This is a genomic window from Amycolatopsis sp., assembly GCF_036008905.1.
In the GTDB taxonomy this organism is placed as follows: Bacteria; Actinomycetota; Actinomycetes; order Mycobacteriales; family Pseudonocardiaceae; genus Amycolatopsis.
In genome coordinates this window covers 43,836-64,946 of sequence record NZ_DASYMU010000210.1, presented here as the reverse complement: position 1 = coordinate 64,946, position 21,111 = coordinate 43,836, and the positions used below count along the sequence as shown (strand labels likewise).

General features: G+C 68.1%; 22 protein-coding genes. 3 read left to right on the top strand and 19 right to left on the bottom strand.

The window, feature by feature from the left end; translation table 11 throughout:
• Window positions 1-94 precede the first annotated feature (94 nt).
• The 7 genes from VGP60_RS34105 to VGP60_RS34075 form a co-directional block, all read right to left on the bottom strand.
• Window positions 95-967 carry an NUDIX domain-containing protein gene (locus tag VGP60_RS34105; protein WP_327552306.1) on the bottom strand — a complete coding sequence of 291 codons (873 nt, stop codon included), beginning with the start codon at window positions 965-967 and terminating at the stop codon, window positions 95-97.
• An 8-nt stretch (window positions 968-975) separates the two neighbouring features.
• Window positions 976-1,938 (bottom strand): ROK family glucokinase, encoded by a 963-nt coding sequence (locus VGP60_RS34100; RefSeq protein ID WP_327552305.1) that lies wholly within the window; start codon window positions 1,936-1,938, stop codon window positions 976-978.
• Between the two features lie 15 nt (window positions 1,939-1,953).
• Window positions 1,954-2,364, bottom strand: coding sequence for a hypothetical protein (locus VGP60_RS34095; RefSeq protein ID WP_327552304.1), 411 nt, complete (start codon window positions 2,362-2,364; stop codon window positions 1,954-1,956).
• 71 nt (window positions 2,365-2,435) lie between these two features.
• Window positions 2,436-3,605, bottom strand: a complete 1,170-nt coding sequence (locus VGP60_RS34090; protein ID WP_327552295.1) for an ArsA family ATPase — start codon at window positions 3,603-3,605, stop codon at window positions 2,436-2,438.
• Window positions 3,605-4,048 (bottom strand): SRPBCC family protein, encoded by a 444-nt coding sequence (locus VGP60_RS34085; protein WP_327552294.1) that lies wholly within the window; start codon window positions 4,046-4,048, stop codon window positions 3,605-3,607. The genes VGP60_RS34090 and VGP60_RS34085 overlap by 1 nt, the downstream gene beginning before the upstream one ends.
• 26 nt (window positions 4,049-4,074) lie before the next feature.
• Window positions 4,075-4,863 (bottom strand): metallophosphoesterase family protein, encoded by a 789-nt coding sequence (locus VGP60_RS34080; protein WP_327552293.1) that lies wholly within the window; start codon window positions 4,861-4,863, stop codon window positions 4,075-4,077.
• Window positions 4,864-4,867: 4 nt separating this feature from the next.
• A complete protein-coding gene (locus VGP60_RS34075) occupies window positions 4,868-5,287 on the bottom strand; it encodes a polyketide cyclase / dehydrase and lipid transport (RefSeq protein WP_327552292.1) in 420 nt (139 codons plus the stop codon).
• 141 nt (window positions 5,288-5,428) lie between these two features.
• On the opposite strand from VGP60_RS34075, the gene VGP60_RS34070 reads away from it, so the two are divergent.
• Window positions 5,429-7,228: a long-chain fatty acid--CoA ligase gene (locus VGP60_RS34070; protein ID WP_327552291.1), complete on the top strand. Its 1,800-nt coding sequence runs from the start codon at window positions 5,429-5,431 to the stop codon at window positions 7,226-7,228.
• 45 nt (window positions 7,229-7,273) lie between these two features.
• Here VGP60_RS34070 and VGP60_RS34065 read toward each other — a convergent pair whose 3' ends face one another.
• Complete coding sequence (locus VGP60_RS34065; protein ID WP_327552290.1) at window positions 7,274-7,987, bottom strand: TetR/AcrR family transcriptional regulator; 714 nt, start codon at window positions 7,985-7,987, stop codon at window positions 7,274-7,276.
• A gap of 99 nt (window positions 7,988-8,086) precedes the next feature.
• Here VGP60_RS34065 and VGP60_RS34060 point away from each other — a divergent pair, with 99 nt between their 5' ends.
• Both VGP60_RS34060 and VGP60_RS34055 read left to right on the top strand, forming a co-directional pair.
• The gene (locus VGP60_RS34060; protein ID WP_327552289.1) at window positions 8,087-9,040 is read left to right on the top strand and encodes an ATP-binding cassette domain-containing protein; all 954 of its coding nucleotides are present in this window, start codon (window positions 8,087-8,089) and stop codon (window positions 9,038-9,040) included.
• Window positions 9,037-9,822, top strand: coding sequence for an ABC transporter permease (locus VGP60_RS34055; protein ID WP_327552288.1), 786 nt, complete (start codon window positions 9,037-9,039; stop codon window positions 9,820-9,822). The genes VGP60_RS34060 and VGP60_RS34055 overlap by 4 nt, the downstream gene beginning before the upstream one ends.
• A gap of 95 nt (window positions 9,823-9,917) precedes the next feature.
• Here the strand turns inward: VGP60_RS34055 and VGP60_RS34050 are convergent, their stop codons facing one another.
• From VGP60_RS34050 to VGP60_RS34000, 11 genes are all read right to left on the bottom strand, one after another.
• Window positions 9,918-11,162 (bottom strand): aminotransferase class I/II-fold pyridoxal phosphate-dependent enzyme, encoded by a 1,245-nt coding sequence (locus VGP60_RS34050; RefSeq protein ID WP_327552287.1) that lies wholly within the window; start codon window positions 11,160-11,162, stop codon window positions 9,918-9,920.
• Window positions 11,163-11,434: 272 nt separating this feature from the next.
• Window positions 11,435-11,956 carry a hypothetical protein gene (locus VGP60_RS34045; RefSeq protein ID WP_327552286.1) on the bottom strand — a complete coding sequence of 174 codons (522 nt, stop codon included), beginning with the start codon at window positions 11,954-11,956 and terminating at the stop codon, window positions 11,435-11,437.
• Window positions 11,953-12,453 (bottom strand): hypothetical protein, encoded by a 501-nt coding sequence (locus VGP60_RS34040; protein WP_327552285.1) that lies wholly within the window; start codon window positions 12,451-12,453, stop codon window positions 11,953-11,955. The genes VGP60_RS34045 and VGP60_RS34040 overlap by 4 nt, the downstream gene beginning before the upstream one ends.
• Window positions 12,450-13,694 (bottom strand): MCE family protein, encoded by a 1,245-nt coding sequence (locus tag VGP60_RS34035; RefSeq protein ID WP_327552284.1) that lies wholly within the window; start codon window positions 13,692-13,694, stop codon window positions 12,450-12,452. Before VGP60_RS34035 ends, VGP60_RS34040 begins: the two co-directional genes overlap by 4 nt.
• Window positions 13,691-14,869, bottom strand: coding sequence for an MCE family protein (locus VGP60_RS34030; RefSeq protein WP_327552283.1), 1,179 nt, complete (start codon window positions 14,867-14,869; stop codon window positions 13,691-13,693). The genes VGP60_RS34035 and VGP60_RS34030 overlap by 4 nt, the downstream gene beginning before the upstream one ends.
• Window positions 14,866-16,065 (bottom strand): MCE family protein, encoded by a 1,200-nt coding sequence (locus tag VGP60_RS34025; protein ID WP_327552282.1) that lies wholly within the window; start codon window positions 16,063-16,065, stop codon window positions 14,866-14,868. The genes VGP60_RS34030 and VGP60_RS34025 overlap by 4 nt, the downstream gene beginning before the upstream one ends.
• On the bottom strand, window positions 16,062-17,093 hold the full coding sequence (locus VGP60_RS34020) for an MCE family protein (RefSeq protein ID WP_327552281.1): 1,032 nt from the start codon (window positions 17,091-17,093) through the stop codon (window positions 16,062-16,064). Before VGP60_RS34020 ends, VGP60_RS34025 begins: the two co-directional genes overlap by 4 nt.
• Window positions 17,090-18,127: an MlaD family protein gene (locus VGP60_RS34015; RefSeq protein ID WP_327552280.1), complete on the bottom strand. Its 1,038-nt coding sequence runs from the start codon at window positions 18,125-18,127 to the stop codon at window positions 17,090-17,092. Before VGP60_RS34015 ends, VGP60_RS34020 begins: the two co-directional genes overlap by 4 nt.
• Complete coding sequence (locus tag VGP60_RS34010) at window positions 18,124-19,440, bottom strand: MCE family protein (RefSeq protein WP_327552279.1); 1,317 nt, start codon at window positions 19,438-19,440, stop codon at window positions 18,124-18,126. The genes VGP60_RS34015 and VGP60_RS34010 overlap by 4 nt, the downstream gene beginning before the upstream one ends.
• Window positions 19,437-20,291 (bottom strand): ABC transporter permease, encoded by an 855-nt coding sequence (locus VGP60_RS34005; RefSeq protein ID WP_327552278.1) that lies wholly within the window; start codon window positions 20,289-20,291, stop codon window positions 19,437-19,439. The genes VGP60_RS34010 and VGP60_RS34005 overlap by 4 nt, the downstream gene beginning before the upstream one ends.
• The gene (locus tag VGP60_RS34000) at window positions 20,288-21,082 is read right to left on the bottom strand and encodes an ABC transporter permease (RefSeq protein ID WP_327552277.1); all 795 of its coding nucleotides are present in this window, start codon (window positions 21,080-21,082) and stop codon (window positions 20,288-20,290) included. Before VGP60_RS34000 ends, VGP60_RS34005 begins: the two co-directional genes overlap by 4 nt.
• Between the last annotated feature and the right edge of the window lie 29 nt (window positions 21,083-21,111).

The window sequence follows — 21,111 nt, the reverse complement described above, 5'->3', positions numbered from 1 at the left end:
TAGTTCAAGTTGTGAACTAAATGAATCTGAACAATAGGACGACTCGTCACACGAGTCAAGACATGTTCGTTACCCGGCAACGAAAATGAGCCGTTCAGCCGCCGTCGAGCACCCTCAGCAAGGCACCCGGGCCGAGTACCGCGGCCCCCTCGGCCCGCACTCTCGACCGGAGTTCCCGGTCAGCGGTAACCACGACGACGTGATCCTCGGGCCGCGACGCGCGGGCCTCCTTCACGACCCGCACGATCGCGGAATCGCCGTCGGTCTCGGCCTGGACCACTTCGACGTTGTCGACGGAGACGACTCCGCGTGCCTGCCCCTCGACGACGAGCACCACCCGCGGCCACCACGTCCACGCGTCACCCGGCACCTCGAAATCGGTCCCGCGCACCCCGTTCTTTTCCAGCGCCGCCAGCTTTCCGCGCAACCGCTCGGCCGCGCCCTCGCGATCACGCCACCAGCCGTCCGGGCGGGAGCCGACGACGTTCGCCGCGTCGACCACCAGCACCAGCTCGCGCCCCAGCTCCTCCCGCAAAGCGGGCCACGCCAACGCGAAATCCCGATGAAGGGGAAGTTTCCCGACCTCGTCCGGCGGAACCCAGCGCAGTTCCGCGCTTTCCGAATTGGCGACCCGCTCGTTCACCGGACGCAAGACCGTCGCGAGCACGGTCGTGTAGCTCCAGTCGACATGGTCGACCGTCGACGAAGCCGTCGGGCGGACGAGTTCCGGGGCGATCGCGGCCTCTTCGCGGGCTTCGCGCGTCGCCGCTTCCCGCGGGCTCTCCCCCGCTTCGAGCGCGCCACCGGGCAGCGCCCACGTCCGGCCGTGATGGACCCACCACGCGCGGCGCTGCAGGAGCACCCCGCGTTCGGGATCGATCAGCAGGAGACCGGCGGCGCCGTGGAGGCCCCAGTGGAGATGGCCGAACGAGCAGCGGACGAAGCCATTGCCGTCGTCGCGCCCGATCACGCTTCCTACCTTGTCACACCGCTATGCGCGGCGGGAGTCTTGACGGCTTCGACGGCTAATGCCGCGGCACCGACTATCGCGGCGTCGTCACCCAGCTGCGCTGTCCTGATCCGCGCCAGCGGCCGATGCCCGGCGCCGGTGATCGCGCCCGCGTAGTGCTCGCGGGCTTCGTCGAGGAACAGCGGCGCCGACACCGAAACCCCGCCCGCGATCACGATGACCTCGGGATCGAAGGTGTCGGCGACCAGCGCGAGACCTTCGCCGAGCCATTTCGCGAGCTCGGCCATCGCCCGCAGCGCGATCGGGTCGCCGTCGCGCGCGGCACCGGCGACCCGCCTGCCCGTCACCGAACCCGGATCACCCGAGGTCTCACGAGCCAGCACAGTGGACCGGCCCGGGTGCTTCGCGAGGAGCTCCACCGCCGTCGCGGCCAGTGCCGTGCCGCTGCAATAACGCTCCCAGCAGCCGTACTTGCCGCACGGGCACGACCGTCCACCCGGGACGACCGTCAGATGACCCAGCTCGGGCGCGACACCGTGGGCGCCGCGGAAGATCTTGCCGTCGAGCAGCAGCCCGGCGCCGATCCCGGTACCCAGCGCCACCAGCGCGGCGACCCGCGCACCCCGGGCCGCACCGAAACGGTGCTCCCCGACGGCGGCGGCGTTCGCGTCGTGTTCCAGCATCACCGGAAGGCCGACGCGTTTGGTGATCCTGTCCGCGACAGGCGCGTTCCGCCAGGCCAGATGCGGCGCGAACATCACCGAGCGGCGGTCCGTGGTGACGAACCCGGCGACCGCGAGACCGACCGCGACGACCTGGTCGTGCCGGTTGCGCAGATCCTCGATGACCCCGGAAATGGCGTCCTCGAGCGCACCTTCGTCGCTCGGTGTCGCCACCCTCGCGGTGTCCATCAGCGAGCCCTGCTCGTCGACCACACCCGCGCGAACGCTGGTCCCGCCGACATCCACCCCTATCGCCAGCACTCAATTCTCCCGATCCGGCTGCCACTCGGCCCGTTTGCGCACGGCGATGTGCTGTACCCGGCCCTGCGAAGGCACGGTCGGAGTTTCCGTTGATTCTTTTGCCGCGGGATCATCATTCCGCGACGCCGGTTTCGGCGCCGGGTGAAACCCGGGCATGTGGACGCCCTCCTGGGGCTCCCAGCGGTCCGCGAGCACGGCTCGCAGCAGCGCGATGAGCTGCGCGGCCTGCTCCAGCAGACGCGCGGCGAACTCGGGTCGCTCGCCGTGGACGACGGCGACGATCGCGCACAGCGGGCACCAGCCGCAGTTCTCGGTCTGCTCACCGGACGGATGCTCTGCGGACGGCACCTTCTGGCCGTGACCAGCCGAAACGAGTCCTTCGACCCAGGGCGTGGCGTGCTCGACGACCATCTCGACCAGCAGCCGGATCTCTTCGGTCAGGCTCGTACCGTCGTGACCGGTCTGCGATCCCGCGTCCTCGGTCACCGCTTACCCCCGGTTCTGGCCAAGGACACCAGCAGTCCCTCGGCGTCGGATTCGGCGTGCAGGATTTCACACGGTCGGAGGAGCGCGGGTAACGCGATCAGGCGACGGAACCCGTCCACGGTGATCGCGAGGTCGTCGTCGACCCTGGCGAGGTCGAGCGGGGTGTCCCGGCCCAGCGGCAGCGCGATCCGGAGCCGGTAGCCACCGTCCACTTCGGATACCTGGAGCAATGGCGTGACGCCTTTTCCATAGCCCGTCAAGGGATCCGTGCCGTTGTAGAGTTCCCCGGCGATCTCGAGCAACGCGGGGAGCCCGACGGGTTCGACCGCGCGGTGCTCGACCGGGCGCACGACGTCGGCGCCCAGTCCGGCCGCGGCGAGCTCGGTGAGGACTTCGTTCTGCTGGTTGCGCCGCGTCCGGAGCCAGGACGCGGCCGAGCCGCGCCAGAAACCCGGCGCGGGCATGAGCCGGTTCGCGATCAGGCCGTCCACCCGGATCCCGCGCAGCGCCAGCGCGCTCAGCGTGCGGCGGGCCTCGGCGACGACCACCCGTTCGGGGGTCAGCACGAGCCGGACGGTGGTGATCGACGGATCGGTGAGCAGGGTGCGAAGCGATTCGAGATGCGTGCCGAGGCGCCGCACGGACTCGCCGACGTTGTTCCAGCGGCGGCTGCCCAGGCCGAGCTTCGCCTGCTTGCCGAACAGCTTCGTGAGATAGCCCGAGATGGCCTCGGGCAGGGCGAGCAGCCGCAAGGTCTCCGCTGTCGGGCCGCAGTCGACGACGACGGTGTCCCACGGGCCGCTCTCGGCGAGCCGCTGCACCTCGGTGAGCGCCAGCACTTCATCGACGCCGGGCAGCACCGTCAGCTCTTCGGCGTCGAGCGATTCGATCCCGGCACCCGACAACGCCGAGCGCAGCTGGGAGCGCAGATCCTGCCAGACGTCGTCCACCAGGCTGCGGGAATCGACCTGCACCGCGTGCAGGCAGATGTCGACCTCACTGGGCTCGGCTGTCAGCAGCAGCCCGAAGGCGTCGCCCAGCGAATGCGCCGGGTCCGTGGACACGACGAGGGTTTTCCTGCCCCGGCCGGCCAGCGCCGCGGCGGTGGCCGCGGCGAGGGTCGTCTTCCCGACGCCACCCTTACCGGTGAACAGCAGGATCCGCACTAGTCCTGGCTCTCCACGCGGCGCTTGAGCTCCTTGAGAGCGGTGTCCATCACCATCTTCTCGGCCTTGCGGCGGAGCAGGCCGATCATCGGCAGCGCGAGCTCGACCGAGAGCGTGTACGTCACCTTCGTACCGCCACCGGAGATCGGCGCGAGCTGGTAACGGCCGTTCTGGGCCTTCTGCATCTGCCCCTTGACCAGGTGCCAGCTGACGGAAAGACCGTCGGCGGCCCACTCGTACTCGAGGGTGTAGACGTCCTTGATCGGACCGGCGTCGAGGGTGAGCCGGACCTGTTTCGCGCGACTGCTTTCGTCCTGCGCGAGCACTTCGGTCTCCCGGACGGCTTTCGCCCATTCCGGGTAGGCGGGGAAGTCGGCGATCACCGCCATGACCTGCTCGGGCGAAGCGTCGACCTCGATGGACTGCGTGGACTGCTCGGCCATGGCCAAAGGGTAGCCGGAGCCTTCCGTCACCAGCGCAGCACGTACGGCACACCGGTCACCTTGAAGTGACCCACGTTACGGCACTCGGTCCGGCCGACCCTGGTCCTTGGCGAAAGCGGCTGGTGCACGTGGCCGAAGACCGACCAGCGGGGCTGCTGGATCGTGATCAGATCGAGCAGTGCCGAGGAGCCGATTTCGGACCGGCGGGCGACCACGTCGTAGACGAGGTCCGGCAGCGCGGGCGGCACATGCGTGCACAGCACGTCGACGTCTTCGAGCTTGCCGACCGAGACGTCGTACTCCTCGCGGGTCCGCAGATACGGCCGCCAGAAGCCGTTGCGCCGCGGGACCACGCCGTCGGGCAGCAGGGCGCCGCCGACGAAACCGAACTTGAGCCCGCCGATCTCGGCCGATTCACCGTCGAGGATCCGGATGCCGTCACCGGCGAACTCCGGCCACAGCGCGGGCGCGTCGACGTTGCCAGGGGTGGCGAAGGTCGGGGTGGTCATCGCGCCGAACATGGCCGCGTACTGGACGCGGATCGCCTCGTCCACCGCGGCGCCCGGGTCCTCCAGGCTCGCCCACAGCGCCCGCGAATAGGCGACGGTCTCTTCCCGCGTCCCCTCGCGCCGCAGCCTGGCGAACACGCCGACCTTCTCCGCGCCGAACAGCGTCCCGAGGATGCCCTTGCCGTGCTCGCGGTAGTCGACGAAGTCGAGCAGGTCGCCCAGCACGATGAGCGCGTCGGCGCCCTCACCTGCCCGGGCGAGTGCTTCGACGTTGCCGTGGACGTCGGAAACCACATGAACTCGCACGTGTCTACCTTGCCTGAGGAGGGATTCCGGGCAGGCGCCCGTCCTCGAGGGTGGCCTTGAGGCCCAGTGCGATGCCCTTGGCCGCGCGGGCCCGCTTGTCGAACTCCCTGCGCAGCCCACGGGGCTTGAGGTGGGCAGGCTGCCCAGCGGCGTCGGACGGCGACGCCCGCAAGAAGTAATGCAAAAGTGTCCCGTCGAGGATCGGCTCCAGCCAGACCTCCATGGTACCGACGAGCGCACCGCGCACGGTCCACCGCAGCCCCTCGTCGCCGCGGTCCGTGTAGACCTCCAGCACCAGGTCAGGCCAGTAACGCGCCCAGGATCCGGGGTCGGCGAACGCCGCGGCGACCGTGCCTGCCGGCACCGCTATGAAGGTTTCGTCCACGATGTCGAGCGCTGAAGGCGCCTGGTTCGAAGCGGGCACGGCAGCAGAATGTCATGCCCGCACGCGTGCTGATCGTGCAGCATGGCCATAAGGTGTGCGGCAAGCTAAGTTAACTGGCGGGTAACAGCACTATTAGCAGCACTACCAGCAGCATTACTCGCGTTGAATTCGGAGGTCCACGTGCGCGAATACAGCGCTCCCGCCACTCGTCCGGTCGCCGACGAGGAAAACCTGGCCGACGTCGTGTGGGCGAACGCCGAACGGTTCGGGGACGTGGTCAGTTTTCGCCGTCAGGTCGACGGCACCTGGCTCGACGTCACCGCTCGCGAATTCGCGACTGAGGTCCTCGCGGTGGCCAAGGGGCTCGTCAAGGCCGGGATCGGCAAGGGCGATCGCGTCGGCCTGATGTCGGCGACCCGCTACGAGTGGACGCTCATCGACTTCGCCATCTGGGCGGCGGGCGGCGTCACCGTGCCGATCTACGACACCTCGTCGGCCGAGCAGGTCCAGTGGATCCTGTCGGACTCCGCCGCCAAGGGCGTGTTCGTCGAGACCGACGGCCACCGCGCGACGCTGGCCGAGGTGTCCGACCGGCTCGACACCCTCGAGCACACCTGGCAGATCGAGTCCGCGACCTCGCCGGCCGTCGACGAGCTCTCCGCGCTCGGCGTGGACGTCTCCGACGAAGACCTGCACGCGCGCCGGCACTCGGTCGTCTCCCACGACCTCGCGACGATCGTCTACACCTCGGGCACCACCGGCCGCCCCAAGGGCGTCGAGCTGACCCATCGCAACCTGCTCTCGGAGATCCGCGGCGCCATCGAAGCGTTCCCGCAGCTGATGAAGCAGGGCAACTCACTGTTGGTGTTCCTGCCGCTGGCGCACGTACTCGCCCGCGCGCTCGCGGTCACCGCGCTGAGCGCCCGCGCCACCCTCGGCCACACCTCCGACGTCAAGAACCTGATCGCCGACCTCGGCGCGTTCCGGCCGACGTTCGTCGTCGCCGTGCCGCGCGTGTTCGAGAAGGTCTACAACAGCGCGCGGCAGAAGGCCGAAGCCGACGGCAAGGGCAAGATCTTCGACATCGCCGAGGCCACCGCGGTCGCCTACAGCGAGGCCCAGGACACCGGCGGCGCCGGGATCGGGCTGAAGGTCAAGCACGCCGTGTTCGACAAGCTGGTCTACGGCAAGCTCCGCGCCGCGCTCGGCAGCCGCTGCATCGCCGCGGTCTCCGGTGGCGCGCCGCTCGGTGCCCGCCTGGCGCACTTCTTCCGCGGCATCGGCGTGCCGGTGTTCGAAGGCTACGGCCTGACCGAGACCTCGGCGGCGTCCAACGTCAACACCGAAGCCGCGTTCCGCGTCGGCACGGTCGGCAAGCCGCTGGCCGGCACCTCGGTGCGCATCGCCGACGACGGCGAGATCCTGCTCAAGGGTGACGTCGTGTTCCGCGCGTACTTCAACAACGAGCTGGCCACCAAGGAATCGCTGACCGACGGCTGGTTCCACACCGGCGACCTCGGCTCGCTCGACGACGACGGCTTCCTGAAGATCACCGGGCGCAAGAAGGAGATCATCGTGACCGCGGGCGGCAAGAACGTCGCCCCCTCCGGTCTCGAGGACACCCTCAAGGCGAACGCGGTGATCAGCCAGGCCATGGTCGTCGGCGACCAGCGGCCGTTCATCGGTGCGCTGGTGACCATCGACGAGGAGTTCTTCCCGACCTGGAAGTCGCAGCACGGCAAGCCCGACAGCGCCACCGTCGCCGACCTCGCCGACGACGGCGACCTGCGCGCGGAGGTCCAGATCGCCGTCGACCTGGCGAACAAGGCGGTGTCGCACGCCGAGGCGATCAAGAAGTTCACCATCCTCGCCAACGACTTCACCGAGGCCGGCGGCGAGATCACGCCGAGCCTCAAGCTGAAGCGCAACGTCGTCACCAAGAACTACGCGACGAACATCGAAGACCTGTACAAGAAGTAGCCCCCGAAGGTGGGCACTTCGGGGAGAAAGTGCCCACCTTTCGGTTCACGGATTTTTCTTGAGGCGTGCCTCGACGCCGTCGAGGATCATGGCGAGCCCTTCTTCGAACTGGACGTCGGGCGACCGGTGTTCGGCTTCGTCGATAACCCTTGCCAGGTAAGGGAATTCGCCCGTCTCCAGCAGTTGGAAGACGTACGGGCCGGTGCGCCGCTGCCAGCCCACGAGATCCAGTCCTGACCGGCGCGCGCCCTCCGCTTCGGAGATCTCGTCCTGCACGAAACCGGTGACCCAGCGCTGTACGAGCGCCAGCACCGCGAACATGTCGTCGATGCCGAGCCCGTGGCCGTCCACGAGCGCCAGGTACTTTTCGTTGCCCCGCGCCATGTTCGGCCCTAAGATCGGCCGTCCGATCGCGACGGCCATCAACCACTTGTGCCGTAGTAGCAGCGCCCGCCGGGAGTGGGCCAGCACCCGCAGATCCTCGCGCACGTCGCCGGTGGGCGGCCGGTGCTCGATCTCGCCGTACGCCTCGTCGAGCATGACCGCGTAGAGGTCCTCCTTGGTGGGCAGGTACCGGTAGAGCGTCATCGCCCCGGTGCCCAGCTCGGCCGCGATCCGGCGCATGGACAGGGCTTCGAGCCCGTCCTCGTCGGCGATCTTGATGGCCGTGGCCGCGATCTGACGGCGACTGTAGGTCGGTGCCGGGCCGCGCGCGGGCTTCTCGGGCCGCATCCAGATGATCGGGGTCTCTTCGGACAACGGGCTCGGGCCTCCTTGGAATGAGTAGTTGCGTACATCGTACCCGGTTCACTACAGTCACAACCGCGTACAACGTACTCACTTAATCTGGAGGGGAAAATGACCCGACCTCACGGCGACGCGATCGTCGTCACCGAAGGACTCCGCAAACGGTTCGGCACCAAGGAAGCCTTGACCGGCCTCGATCTCTCCGTGCCCACCGGCACGATCTTCGGGCTGCTCGGCCCGAACGGCGCCGGCAAGAGCACCGCCGTCCGCGTCCTGTCCACGCTGACCCGGCCGACCTCGGGCCGCGCCACGGTGGCCGGCTACGACGTCGCGACCGAAGCCGGGGAGGTACGCAAGCGCATCGGTCTCGCCGGGCAACACCCCGCGGTCGACGACAAGCTCACCGGGCGCGAGAACCTGCGGATGTTCGGCAGGCTCGCCAGGCTCGGCGAACGCGGCGCGCGGGCCAGGGCCGACGAGCTGCTGGCGAAGTTCGGCCTCGAACACGCCGCCGACCGGCTCACCGAAACCTATTCCGGCGGCATGCGGCGGCGGATCGATCTGATCACCAGCCTCATCACCGCACCGGCCGTGCTCTTCCTCGACGAGCCGACCATCGGGCTCGATCCCCGCAGCCGCAACGAAATCTGGGCCACCGTCCGCGACCTCGTCGCCGACGGGACCACGGTCCTGCTGACCACCCAGTACCTCGACGAGGCCGACCAACTCGCCGCGAACATCGCCGTCGTCGACGGCGGCAAGGTGATCGCCTCGGGAACGCCGGACGAGCTCAAGGCCCGGATCGGCTCCCATCTCGACGTGATCGTGTCGGACCCCGCGCATCTCGAAGGCGCGGCCACAGTGCTGAGCCTGCTCGGAAACTCCGTCGCGGCAACGGATCTCGACGAACTGAGCGTCAGCGTTCCGCTGCGCGCGGAGGTTCAGCTGCCTGTCGTCGTCCGCGAGCTCGACGCGGCCGGCGTGGTGGTGCGGGACGTGGGCTTGCGCAAACCGACGCTCGACGACGTTTTCCTGACTCTCACGGGAAAAGAGGTGGCGGCATGACCACGGCACTCGACGGCTGGACGTTGACCCGGCGACGGCTCGAACAGCTCAGGCACCAGCCCGGCCAGATCGCCGGGATGCTCATCTTCCCCGCGATCATGGTGGTGCTGTTCGGTTTCGTCTTCGGCAGCGCGATCGCGGTGCCCGGCGGCGGGAACTACCGCGAATACCTCATGCCGGGGTTGTTCGTGATGACCAGCTTCTCCGCACTGAGCGTCACGATGCTGAGCGTCGCGGGCGACCACACCCGGGGCGTGATGGACCGCTTCCGCGCGCTGCCGATGAGCCGGGCCGCGGTCCCGCTCGGGGAAACCGGCGCCGACGTCTTCGGTGGCCTGATGAGCCTGGCGATCATGCTCGCCTGCGGGTACGCGTGCGGCTGGCGGGCGCACGACGGACTCTGGCCCACGCTCGGGGCGATCGGCGTGCTGGTTCTCTTCCGGTACGCGGTGTCCTGGATCGGGACGTACTTCGGGCTGCTGGTGAAGAACGACCAGACCGCGGACCAGCTGGCACCGCTGACGTTGCCGGTCACCATGCTGTCCAACGCCTTCGTGCCGACCGGCGGGATGCCCGCGTGGCTCCGGGTGATCTGCGACTGGAACCCGATCAGCGCCACGGTGGCCGCGTGCCGCTCGCTGTTCGGCAACCCGGGGGTGCCCGCGGCCGACGCGGCCTGGCCGCTGGCGAACCCGGTCACGGCGTCGCTGCTGTGGTCGCTCCTGCTGCTGGCGGTGTTCGTGCCGCTGTCGGTGCGGCGGTTCAGCCAGGCAGGTCTGTAGTGCTATGAACGGACCCTTCCTCTCAAAAAACGAGAGGAAGGGTCCGTTCATAGCACTTCACGAGATCGCCATCTGTCGACAGATGGCGGCAGGTGTCAGGCCTTTTCGGCGACGGCCAGGCGCACGCAGACGGCGAGACCGGCGATGGCGGCCTCGACCTCGGCGAGCTCGGGGTACGTCGGCGCGATGCGGATGGTGCGGTCCTCGGGGTCGTTGCCACCGGGGTGCGTCGCGCCCGCGGGCGTCAGCGCGATACCGGCGCCCTTCGCGAGACGCACGACCTCCTTGGCGCAGCCTTCCGGCACCGTGAGGCTGATGAAGTAGCCACCGGCGGGCTTGGTCCACGTCGCGAGGCCGCTGTCGCCGAGCTCCTTGGTCAGGATCTTGTCGACGGCTTCGAACTTCGGCGCGATGAGCTCGCGGTGCTTGCGCATGTGCGCGCGGACGCCGTCCTCGTCCCGCAGGAACATCGCGTGACGGAGCTGGTTCACCTTGTCCGGGCCGATGGTCCGCTTGCCCAGCAGGCCGAGCAGCCACTTGACGTTCGCGGGCGAGGAGCCGACGAACCCGACGCCGCTGCCGGCGGTGGTGATCTTCGACGTCGAGCCGAAGACGAACACGCGGTCGGCGTTGCCGCTGTCCTCGGCGAGCTTGAGGATGTCGGCGATCTCGACCGACTCGTCGGTCAGGTCGTGCACCACGTAGGCGTTGTCCCAGAAGATGCGGAAGTCCGGCGCCGCCGTCGGCATGGCCGCGAGCCGGCGCACGGTCTCGTCGCTGTACGAGACGCCGTCCGGGTTGCTGTACTTCGGCACGCACCAGATGCCCTTGATGGCCGGGTCCTCGGCGGCGAGCCGCTCGACGACGTCCATGTCGGGGCCGGTCGCGGTCATCGGGACCGGGATCAGCTCGATGCCGAAGCGCTCGGACAGCGCGAAGTGCCTGTCGTAGCCCGGAACCGGGCAGAGGAACGCGATGCGCGGCTCGTCGGCCCAGCGGCGCTCGGCACCCGGCAGCTTGCTCAGCATCGACTGGACGACGGTGTCGTGCATGAGCTCCAGGCTGGAGTTCCCGGCCGCGACCAGCTGCGCCAGCGGGACCTGGAGGAAGCCGCTGAACAGGCGGCGGACCTCGGGGAGTCCTTGCAGGCCACCGTAGTTGCGGCAGTCGGTGCCGTCCTCGGCGGTGTAGACCTCGCCCGGCAGCTTCAGCATCTCCAGCGACAGGTCGAGCTGCCGCGGGGACGGCTTGCCCCGGGTGATGTCGAGGGCGAGGCCCTGCTCGACGAGGGCGGCGTAGTCGCGGCGAGCGCGCTCGAGGTCAGGGGAGAGAGAGGTCATATCCAAACGTTAACTCGCACCCTTGACGTCGGCGCTCGGGGGTGCAGTCTCTTTTTCACGAGAAGGCCGAATGCGGCATCGGCGGGGAACCATGACGCGCCGAGGGGTGTCCTGAACGACGCGTTAAGGACGTTGAGTGACACCAACGAGCCGTTTGAGACATCGCCTGGGCGGCTAAGAGTGCCCAGGCTCGGCTTGGCTGAGTGGCTCAATGACCTTCGCCATCTGTCGACAGGTGGCTGTGGTTGCGGACGCTGGGTCGGAAGGTGCCTTCAGAGGGCGGTGAGGCCGGCGATCTTCCAGCGGCCGTCGACGCGTTTCGCGGTGATGTCGAGCTGCGCCCCGGCGGACTCCTGTTGGTTGTCGGCCGTGTGCAACGTCTGCTGGTCCAGGAACAGCAGCACCGTCGCCCGGTCGCCCCGGATCTCGCGGACGCCGATCGAGCGGACCGTGGTGGTGCGGACGAGTTTCTGCTCCTCCGCCTGCTTTTTCGCCGCCGCGAAGCTGCCGCGGTACTGAGCCACCGCCGTGTCGACGAGGACGTCGGCGGCGGCGCGTTCGGTGCGCGGCAGATTGCTGAAGTCGTAGGAGAAGATCGCCTTGACCGCGGCGCCGACCTGCTCGGAGACCGCGCCCGTCTCGGCCTGGTCGACCAGTGCCTTGTTCCCGGCCGGGTCGCCGGCGGTCAGCGAGTTCGCCTGGAACGCGAACGAAACCGCGCCGCCGAGGGCGAGGACCACCACAGCGGCGAGCACGGGCAGCACGGCCGCCCGGTTCCGGAGAAACGCCTTCATCGCCCGCCCGCCTGTACCGCGCTGACTTTCCAGCCGTCGCCCGTCCGGGTGAGATCCACGTTCAGCCGGCTCAGCGCGGGGGCCGCGGCGGCACCGCCGGTGCTCAGCCGGACGTCGAGCACGGCGATGAGCTTGGCCGTCCCGGCGCCGGCGTTCAGCTCGGTGACCGCGGCCTGCCGGAGCGTGGCCGTGGCGAAGGTCTGGCTGGAGTTGGCGCGGTCGAGCTGCAGTTTCCGGTCCGCGCTGAGGTCCTTCTCGAGCTGCCCGGTGGTGACGCCGATCCAGCGGTCCAGGTCGCGTTCGCCGTTGCGGTAGTCGAAGGTGTTCAGCACGACCAGCCCGTTGCTCGCGACGGCGAGAGCGGTGTCGCGCTCGCGGGCCAGCGAGAGCTCGTCGTCATGGGAGGCGCTCCACCAGGACCAGCCGAACCACGCGGCCGCGAGCAGGGCGAGCACCGTGAGTACACCGAGGCCGTCGCGGATCTTGTCCCGGCTCAACCCGGCAACCCGAGTAGACGACCGACGCTGGCCGGACCGAGGCCGCCGGTGACCAGGCCCAAGACACCCGGCAACTGTCCCTGCCGTGCGTCCGCCGGGGCCTGTTGCCGGGCCGGAGCGGGCACGTCGACGGGCTTACCCGCGTAGGGCGCGTTCTGCGCCCCGCGCACCCCGGTCGGGCTGCCCGGCGGCTCCGCGCAGTACGCCGACATGTTCACCGGCGCCTCCGTGAGATCGTTGGCAGGACGCTGCGTCGTGCCTTCATACCCTTTAGTACAGGACGCCGGATCGAAGAGGTTCAGCACCACCCCCAAATGCCCGGTCCCGTCGGGCGAGGTGCTGGGCGCGAACGCCGAGATGATCGGGTACGCCACCAGCAGTTCCTCGATGGAACTGGTACGCGCCGAGGTGATCTGCGCGGTGGTCAGCAGATTCGCGAACACGATCCCGAGGTCGCTGCCCGAAACCGCCAGCACGTCGCTGATCTCGCGGCTCAGCTTCGGCGCTTCTTCGATGACCTTGCGCAGCTGCGGGTCCGACGACTTCAGCTGCGCGGAGATCGTCTTCAGCCCGCTGGAGAACGTCGTGATGTTGGCGGCCTGACGCTGTTGCGTGTCCAGCACCGTGCGGGCGTCGGCCAGCAGCCCTTGCGTCTGCGGCAGGTATTGGACGGCGGTCGTGGTGAGCGAATCAGCGCTGTCGAGGAGCTTCTGCAGATCCGGCCCGGCGTCGGCGAACGCCGTGTACGTCTCGTCGACCACGGTCCGCAGCGACTCCGGGTGCACGCTCGACACCAGCTTGTCGAGGTTGCTCAGCACGGTGTCCGGCGAGAGCGGGATGGACGTCCGGTCCGTGCGGATCACCGAGCCGTCTTCGAGGTACGGCCCGTTCTCGTTCTGGGGTAACAGGTCTACGAATTGCTCGCCGACCGCGGACCGGTTGGACACCGCCGCGTGCGTGTCCGCCGGGACCTTCGGGCTGTCCGCGTCGATGTCCAGTCCGAGGTCCACCCCACGATCGGTCAGGGTCATCGTCGCGACCCTGCCGATCGCGACCCCGCGGTAGGCGACCTCGGCGTTGACGAAGATGCCGCCGGAGTCGCTCATCTGCGCTGTCACCAGATACCCGGTGGTGCCGAACAGACGGCCGAGGCCGGCGTATTTCCCGCCCGCGTACACCACGGAAACCACCGCGATGACCACGAACGCCAGCAGCTTCAGCCGATGCTTCCCGGTGATCATCGGCCACCGCCGAGCAACGTGCCGAGCAGGCCACCGACCAGATCGCCCGGCTGTGGTGCCGAGGGCACGTTGGCGGGCAACGGAAGCGGGGGCGGCGGGGTGCCGTTGTTGAACCCGGTCGCGCCCGGTGTCCCGGTGCCTTGTGTGCCGGGGATCGGGATGAACGACTGCGAGGAGCTGCTGAGGTTCTCCAGGAGCGTGTCGAGGTTCAGGTCCACAGTGGCCTCGACGTTGGCGTAGTCACCCTTGATGACGTTGCCGGCGTAGTCCGGCAACGGATACGTCAGCAGGATCTGCAGGGCCTTCGGCAGGTTGTCGCCAGCTTCGACGAGTTTGTGCAGCGACGGCTGCAACGCCTTGAGGTTCGCGATCAGCTGGTCCCCGCTCTTGTTGACCGTGTCGACGGCGACCCCGGAGAGCTTGTTCAGCGCGTCCAGCATGCCGACGAGCTGATCCCGTTGCTCGGTAACGACTTTGAGACCGGGCGCGAGGTGGTCGAGCGCCGTCGTCAGGTTCCCGGTCTGGGTGACGAGTGTGCCGGAGAGCTTGTTCAGCCCGTCGATGGCCCGGACGATCTCACCCTTGCTCGCGTCGAGTTCGGTCGCGATCTCGTCCACATGGGACAGCAGTGCCCGGATCTGCGGTTCGTTGCCCGACAAAGCGTTCGTCAGTTCGTGACTGATCTTCTGCAGCTGCTCGACCCCGCCGCCGTTGAGCAGCAGCGAAAGCGCGCCGAGGACTTCCTCCACCTCGGGGTTGCGGTTGGTCCTGGCCAGTGGAATGTTCGCGCCGTCGGCGAGCCTTCCGGTAGCCGCTTCCGCCACCGGCGTGTGCAGCTCGACGAACTTTTCCCCCAGCAGACTGGATTGCCGCAACTCGGCACCCGCGTTGGCCGGGAGAACGATGTCGCCGTTCACGGTCAGCGTGACGAGGGCGGAATGTGTGTCCGGCGCCAGTTCGATCTTCTCGACGCGGCCGACCGGGACGTCGTTGACCTTGACAGTCGCCTGCGGAACGAGGTCGAGCACGTCGGAGAACTGCGCGGTGACCCGGTACGGATGGTCACCGAGGTCGGCGCCACCGGGCAGCGGGGTGTTGTAGAGCCCGGAAAAACCGCCGTCGCTGCAGGACGCGAGCAGCAGAACCCCGACGAGCACGCCTGCGATCCGCCTCATTTCGGGCCACCTCCCGAAAGCTGCGTGAGCACACCGAGCAGCGGGAGCGGCAACGGCGGCAGTTCCCCTTGCTGGATCGACGCGAGCGTCTGCGACACCGTCGGCAGCGGGAGTGTGCCGTCGAGGACCGGTGCGAGCTGCTTGCAGATGTTGCCGAGCGTGTCCGGGACTTGCTTGGGGGTACTGGCGCTGATCAACCGGCAGACGGTCAGGATCGGCGGATGGGTGATCTCGTTGAGATTGTCGCGCACCGCGATCGTGCCGGACGCGGCGTCGTAGGAGTTGATGAAGTTGGTCGCGCCGACCGGAGCGATGTCGAGCACCTCGGCGAGCGCGGCCCGCTGGTCCACGAGCACCTTGGTCAGCCCGGCCAGTTTGTCCACATTGGACGAAAGGAGATCCTTGTTCTCCTCCACGAAGGACCGCACATCCCCGAGTGACGTCGAAAGTGACGTCAGCGCGGCGCCGACGTCTCCCGATTCCGCGGCGAGGAATCCGCCGACGTCGGCGGCTCGCCGGTAGAACTCGTTGAGCTGAGCATCGCTGTCCGCCAAGGCTTTCGTGAACGAGTTGAGGTTCTGCACGGTCGCGAACAGGTCGTCCTTGGAACCGTCCAAAGTGGCGGCCAGTTCCGACAACCGGGTCACCGTGGTGTTGAGGTTCTGCCCGTTACCGTCGAGGTTGGCCGCGGCGGTGTCGAGCACACCCGACAACGCGCCGTTCTTGTTCGCGCCATCGGGCCCGAGGCCGGTGGAAAGCTCGTTCAGGCTGTTGTACAGATCGTCGAGTTCGACGGGGGTCGCCGTGCGCTGCTTCGGGATCACCGTCCCGGTCGCCATCACCGGGCCGACGTCGTAGGCCGGGGTCAGCTGGACGTACCGGTCGCTGACGAGACTCGGCGCGACGACGACCGCCCCCGCGCCGGCCGGGATCGGCACGCCGTCGTCGACCCGCAACTCCACCCGGACGGCGTCGCCCTGCGGGGTCACGCTGGTGACCTCACCGACCTTGACTCCCAGCACCCGCACCGAAGATCCCGCGTACAGCCCGACCGTCTTCCCGAAGTACGCGCTGAGCTTGGTGCCGCCCGGATCCCGGAAAGCCAGCCAGAGCCCGGCCGTCAGGAGCAGGACCACGACACACGCGAACGCCAGCCAGGTGTAGAGATCACGACCGGTTCTCGTCGACATCGTCATCGTCCCCCCACCCCCTGGTTCGGCGCGGCTATCGGCGGGGTGCAGCCCTCCGGGTTGATCTCCAGCCCGAGCGGCGTGAGCGTCGGCGGCAGCAGCCCGCACAGATAGCCCTCGAACCAGCGGCCGTTACCGGTCGCGTTGGCGCCGACCCTGGCGAACGGCGCCATCAACGCCAGGCTCCGCGACAGGTTGTCCTGGTTGCGCTGCAGCACATCGGTGACCTTCCCGAGCTTCTCCAGCGTCGGCTTCAATTGCCCGCGGTTGTCCGCCACCAGCCCGGAGAGCTGCGTGGACAACTGCTGGGTTCCCTTCAGCAGCGCGCTGATCGCGTCCTTGCGGTTCTGCAGTTCGGTGAGCAACAGGTTCCCGTCGCTGATGACCTTCTGCAGCTGGGCATTGCGATCGGCGAGCGTCTTCGACACCTGGCTCGTGTTGCCCAGCAGGGTACGAAGTTCCTTGTCCCGCGAAGAAACCGTCTGGGACAACGACGAAAGCCCGGTGAGCGCGTCCTTCATGTACTGCGGGCTGTCCTTGAGACTGTCGGAGAGCACGTTGAAGCTCTGCGCCAGCTGCTGGGTGTTGATGTCGCCGACGGTCTGGGACAGCTGCTGGAACGCGTCCTGCAGCTCGAACGGCGTGCGCGTCCGCTGCACCGGAATGGCCTCCTGCGGATTCTGCGCCGCCCCACCCGCGGGCGTCAGCGCCAGATACTTCTCCCCCAGCAAGGTTTTGATCTCGATCGACGCCGTGGTCGCGTCCCCGACCCGCACGCCCTCGACCCGGAACTTGACGGCGACCTTCTTACCCGCCAGCGAAACCTTGGTCACCTGCCCGACCTTGACCCCGGCGACCTGGACCTCGTTGTCCGGCGCCAGCCCGGCCGCCTCGGCGAAGTCCGCGGTGTACGTCGTGCCGTTGCCGAAGATCGGGAGGCTGTCGGAGAAGTAGGCCGTCAGGATGGACAGCACGACGAGCACGATCGTGACCCCGCCGACGGCGGCCTGGTTGCGGTCCTTCAGCGGTTTCACGGCCCACACCTTTCGGGACGCTCACTCAGCGGCAGCGGCACGATCGGCAGCTCGATGTTGAGCGAGGAGATACCGATCCGGCCGTTGATCCCGCACAGGTAGTAGTTGAACCAGCTGCCGTAGCTCAACGTCCGGGTGAACTTCTCCAGGTTCCCGGGCAGCACCTGGAGAAGATGCTCGACGAGCTGCTCGGAGTTGTTGAGGTTCTCCGAAAGCAGCCCGATCTGGCCGATGTCGTCCTGCAGCGCGGGCCGCGCGCCGGCGAGCAGCCCGGACGTCGTCACCGTGAGATCCCCCAGCGCCGCAACGGCTTCCCCGATCGGGCCGCGCTGTTCGGCGAGCCCGGTGACCAGCTGCTGGGTCTGGTCGATCAGGTTAGCCAGTTCCGGGCCACGGCCGTTGACCGTGGCGAGGACGTTGTTGAGATTGTCGATGACCTGGCCGATCACCTTGTCCTTGCCCGCGATGGCGGTGGTGACCGAAGCCGTGTGCGACAACAGGCTCGAGATCGTGCCGCCCTCGCCCTGGAAGACCTGGATGATCTCGTAGGACAGCTTGTTGATGTCTTCCGGGTTGAGCGCCTGGAAAAGCGGCTTGAACCCGTTGAACAACACCGTCAGGTTCAGCGCGGGCCGCGTGTGCTCGGGCGGGATCGTGCCGCCTTCGGGGAGCACCTTCTCGTCGCCGACGTCCGTGCCGAGCGAGAGATACCGCTGCCCGACGAGGTTGCGGTACTTGATCGTCGCCGTCACCGACTCGGGTAGCTTGCGCGACGCCTCGATGTCGAACCGGACCTCCGCGTGGTTGGTCTCGCCCTCCGCCACGGTGATCCCGCTGACCTGGCCGACCTTCACCCCGACGATGCGGACGTCATCGCCTTCGTTGAGTCCGGACGCGTCGGTGAACAACGCGGTATAGCCGGAGGTGACGCCGAAGTTCGTGTTCGCGATCGTGGCGCCGAGGATGCCGGTGAGCACCACGGTGACCACGGCGAAGATCAGGATCTTGATCAGCGACGGAACTGTGCGGCTCATTTGAGCTCCACCTCCGCGCCGCGGTACAGCGGCCCGACAAGCAGCCCGCCCCAGCTCGGCGCCGCTTCGTCCCCCATCGCCGGAGCCAGCAGGACGTCCATCAGTTGTTGCTCCGCCGACGAATTGGAGAGCGACGTCGACCCGCCACCGGGCAACGTGCCGTCCGAACGCGGCGGCGCGGGCTTGGACGAGCCGTCCTTGATGGCACCGTCGGGCGGGTACTGCGGCCAGACGCCCGGGTGCGGGACCTTGGGATAGCACCGGGGTCCGCGCTTGTCTTCGTACTTCGGCTCGTCGACGCCGGGCAGGTACTTGCCGCGGCTCGACGTGAACTCGATGGTCACCTTGCTCACCTCGGGATGCGCGGTTCCCTTGCCGAAGGCCAGTTCAGCGTTCGGCACCTGCTCGGCCAGCTGCTGCAGCAGGCACGGGTATTCCGGCGCGTACTTGGCGAGGACGTCGAGCGTCGGCTGGACCGCGGTGGTCAGCCGGATGAGGTTTTCCTTGTTCACCGAAAGGAAGTTCGTCAGATCGGTCGACGCCGTGGTGACCGTGGCGAACACTTCGGACAGTCCCTGCTGCTTTTCGACCAGCGTCCGGCTCGTGGTGGTGAGGTCGGCGAGTGCCTCCAGCAGATCGGGCGCGGCCTTGTCGTAGATGTAGGACACGTTGGCCAGCCCGGTGAAGTCGGCCTTGAGATCGGGCAGCGACGGAGTCAGCTCGCCCAGGTAGTCCGACAACTGCACGAGTGTCTGGCCGAGCTGCGTGCCACGGCCATCCAACGCGGTGGCGACGGCGTTCAGCGTGCTGGCCAGTTTCTGGGGCTGGACGGCTTGCAGCAGCGGCATGACGTCGCCGAGTACCTTCTCGAGTTCGATCGCCGTGCTGCTGCGGTCCTGCCCGATCACGTCCCCGGCCTCGATGGCACCAACGGCCTGCTTTAGCGGACCCTGTTCGGGCACCTGCAAGGCGACGTACCGCTCGCCGAACAACGTCTTCGGCAGCAGCCGCGCGGAAACGTTGGCGGGGATGACCGAGGTCTTGTCCGGCTCCAGCGCGAGCCCGAGCGCGGTGTGGTCCCCGGCGACCTCGATAGAGCGCACCTCGCCGACGACCATGCCGCGGATCTTCACGTCCGCGCCCACCCGCATCTGGTTCCCGACATGGTCGGTTTCCAGGCGTACTTCGGTGATCGGGGTGAACTCCTTGTGGTAAACGGCGATCGTGGTGACGAAGAACAGCGCCGCCACAAGCAGGAACACCAGGCCGAGCACCTGGTACCGCAGCCGTCGCAGCAGAAGTCTCCGGTTCATCCCGAAATCCTCACCGTGGTGTTGGCGCCCCAGATCGCCAGGCTGAGGAAGAAGTCGAGCACCGAGATCAGCACGATCGACGTCCGCACCGCGCGGCCTACCGCGACCCCGACGCCGGCCGGGCCACCGGAGGCCGTGTAGCCGTAGTAGCAATGGGAAAGGATCACCAGCACGCTGAAGACGATCACCTTGAGGAACGACCAGAGCACGTCCTCCGGCGGCAGGAACAGCGTGAAGTAGTGGTCGTAGGTGCCCGCGGACTGGCCGTAGAGCCAGATGGTGATCTGCCGGGACGCGAGGTACGAGGACAGCAGCCCGACGGCGTAGAGCGGGATGACGGCCGCGACCCCGGCCAGCACGCGCGTGGTGACGAGGTACGGCATGCTCGGCACGCCCATCACCTCGAGCGCGTCGATCTCCTCGGAGATCCGCATCGCGCCGAGCTGCGCGGTGAACCCGCAGCCGACCGTCGCCGAGAGCGCGAGCCCGGCCGAAAGCGGGGCCACTTCACGGGTGTTGAAGTAGGCGGAGATGAACCCCGTCAGCGCCGCGGTACCGAGCTGGTTGAGCGCGGCGTAGCCCTGGAGCCCCACGATCAGGCCGGTGAACAGCGTCATGCCGATCATCACGCCGAGCGTGCCGCCGATGACCGCGAGGCCACCGCTGCCGAACATGACCTCGGTCAGGATCCGCAGGGTTTCCTTGCCGTACCGGCGAATTGTGCGAGGCGCCCACGCGAGCGAACGCAGGTAGAACGACAGCTGCGCGCCGAGCCCCTCCAGGCTGGCACCCGGACGCGCGATGATCTCCAGCGTCCGGTCGGTCACCCGCGGGTTCTCTTGTGTGGTCATAGCGCCTTCGGCGGCACGACCTGCAGATAGATCGCCGTCAGCACCACGTTGATCAGGAACAGCAGCAGGAAGGTGATGACCACGGCCTGGTTCACCGCGTCGCCGACGCCCTTGGGCCCGCCCGCCGGATTCAGCCCGCGGAACGCCGCGACCACCCCGGCGACGAAGCCGTAGAGCACCGCCTTGATCTCACTGATCCAGAGGTCGGGCAGCTGCGCCAGCGCGTTGAAACTCGCGAGGTACGCACCCGGGGTGCCGCCCTGCATGACGACGTTGAAGAAGTACCCGCCGAGCACGCCGACGACGCTCACCAAGCCGTTCAGCAGTACCGAAACCACCATCGCGGCGAGCACCCTCGGCACGATGAGCCGCTGGATGGGATTGACGCCGAGCACTTCCATCGCGTCGATCTCTTCGCGGATCTTGCGGGCGCCGATGTCCGCGCAGACGGCGCTGCCACCCGCTCCGGCGACGAGCAACGCCGTGATCAACGGGCTCGCCTGCTGCACGATGGCGAGCGCGCTGGCCGCGCCGGTGAACGACTGCGCGCCGATCTGCTGCGTCAGCGACCCGAGCTGCAGCGCGATCACCGCGCCGAACGGGATCGCGACCAACGCCGTCGGCAGGATCGTCACGCTGGCGAAGAACCAGCACTGCTGGATCCACTCGCGGTACTGGAACGGGCGCTTGAAGATCGCGCGCAGCACTTCCCACGACAACGTCGACAACCGGCCCACCTGGGTCAGTGCGGCGGTTCCAGGGATCCGAAGAGCCCCATTCCTGTCGCCCACCACACCTCCGCGTGCGTTCGCCCCGAGTT

Bases quoted from the DNA above. Each gene is read 5' to 3' on its own strand.
- VGP60_RS34095 (WP_327552304.1), bottom strand. From the start codon at position 2,364: ATGGTCGTCGAGCACGCCACGCCCTGGGTCGAAGGACTCGTTTCGGCT.
- VGP60_RS34085 (WP_327552294.1), bottom strand. From the start codon at position 4,048: ATGGCCGAGCAGTCCACGCAGTCCATCGAGGTCGACGCTTCGCCCGAG.
- VGP60_RS34060 (WP_327552289.1), top strand. From the start codon at position 8,087: ATGACCCGACCTCACGGCGACGCGATCGTCGTCACCGAAGGACTCCGC.
- VGP60_RS34055 (WP_327552288.1), top strand. From the start codon at position 9,037: ATGACCACGGCACTCGACGGCTGGACGTTGACCCGGCGACGGCTCGAA.
- VGP60_RS34050 (WP_327552287.1), bottom strand. From the start codon at position 11,162: ATGACCTCTCTCTCCCCTGACCTCGAGCGCGCTCGCCGCGACTACGCC.
- VGP60_RS34045 (WP_327552286.1), bottom strand. From the start codon at position 11,956: ATGAAGGCGTTTCTCCGGAACCGGGCGGCCGTGCTGCCCGTGCTCGCC.
- VGP60_RS34035 (WP_327552284.1), bottom strand. From the start codon at position 13,694: ATGATCACCGGGAAGCATCGGCTGAAGCTGCTGGCGTTCGTGGTCATC.
- VGP60_RS34030 (WP_327552283.1), bottom strand. From the start codon at position 14,869: ATGAGGCGGATCGCAGGCGTGCTCGTCGGGGTTCTGCTGCTCGCGTCC.
- VGP60_RS34025 (WP_327552282.1), bottom strand. From the start codon at position 16,065: ATGACGATGTCGACGAGAACCGGTCGTGATCTCTACACCTGGCTGGCG.
- VGP60_RS34015 (WP_327552280.1), bottom strand. From the start codon at position 18,127: ATGAGCCGCACAGTTCCGTCGCTGATCAAGATCCTGATCTTCGCCGTG.
- VGP60_RS34010 (WP_327552279.1), bottom strand. From the start codon at position 19,440: ATGAACCGGAGACTTCTGCTGCGACGGCTGCGGTACCAGGTGCTCGGC.
- VGP60_RS34005 (WP_327552278.1), bottom strand. From the start codon at position 20,291: ATGACCACACAAGAGAACCCGCGGGTGACCGACCGGACGCTGGAGATC.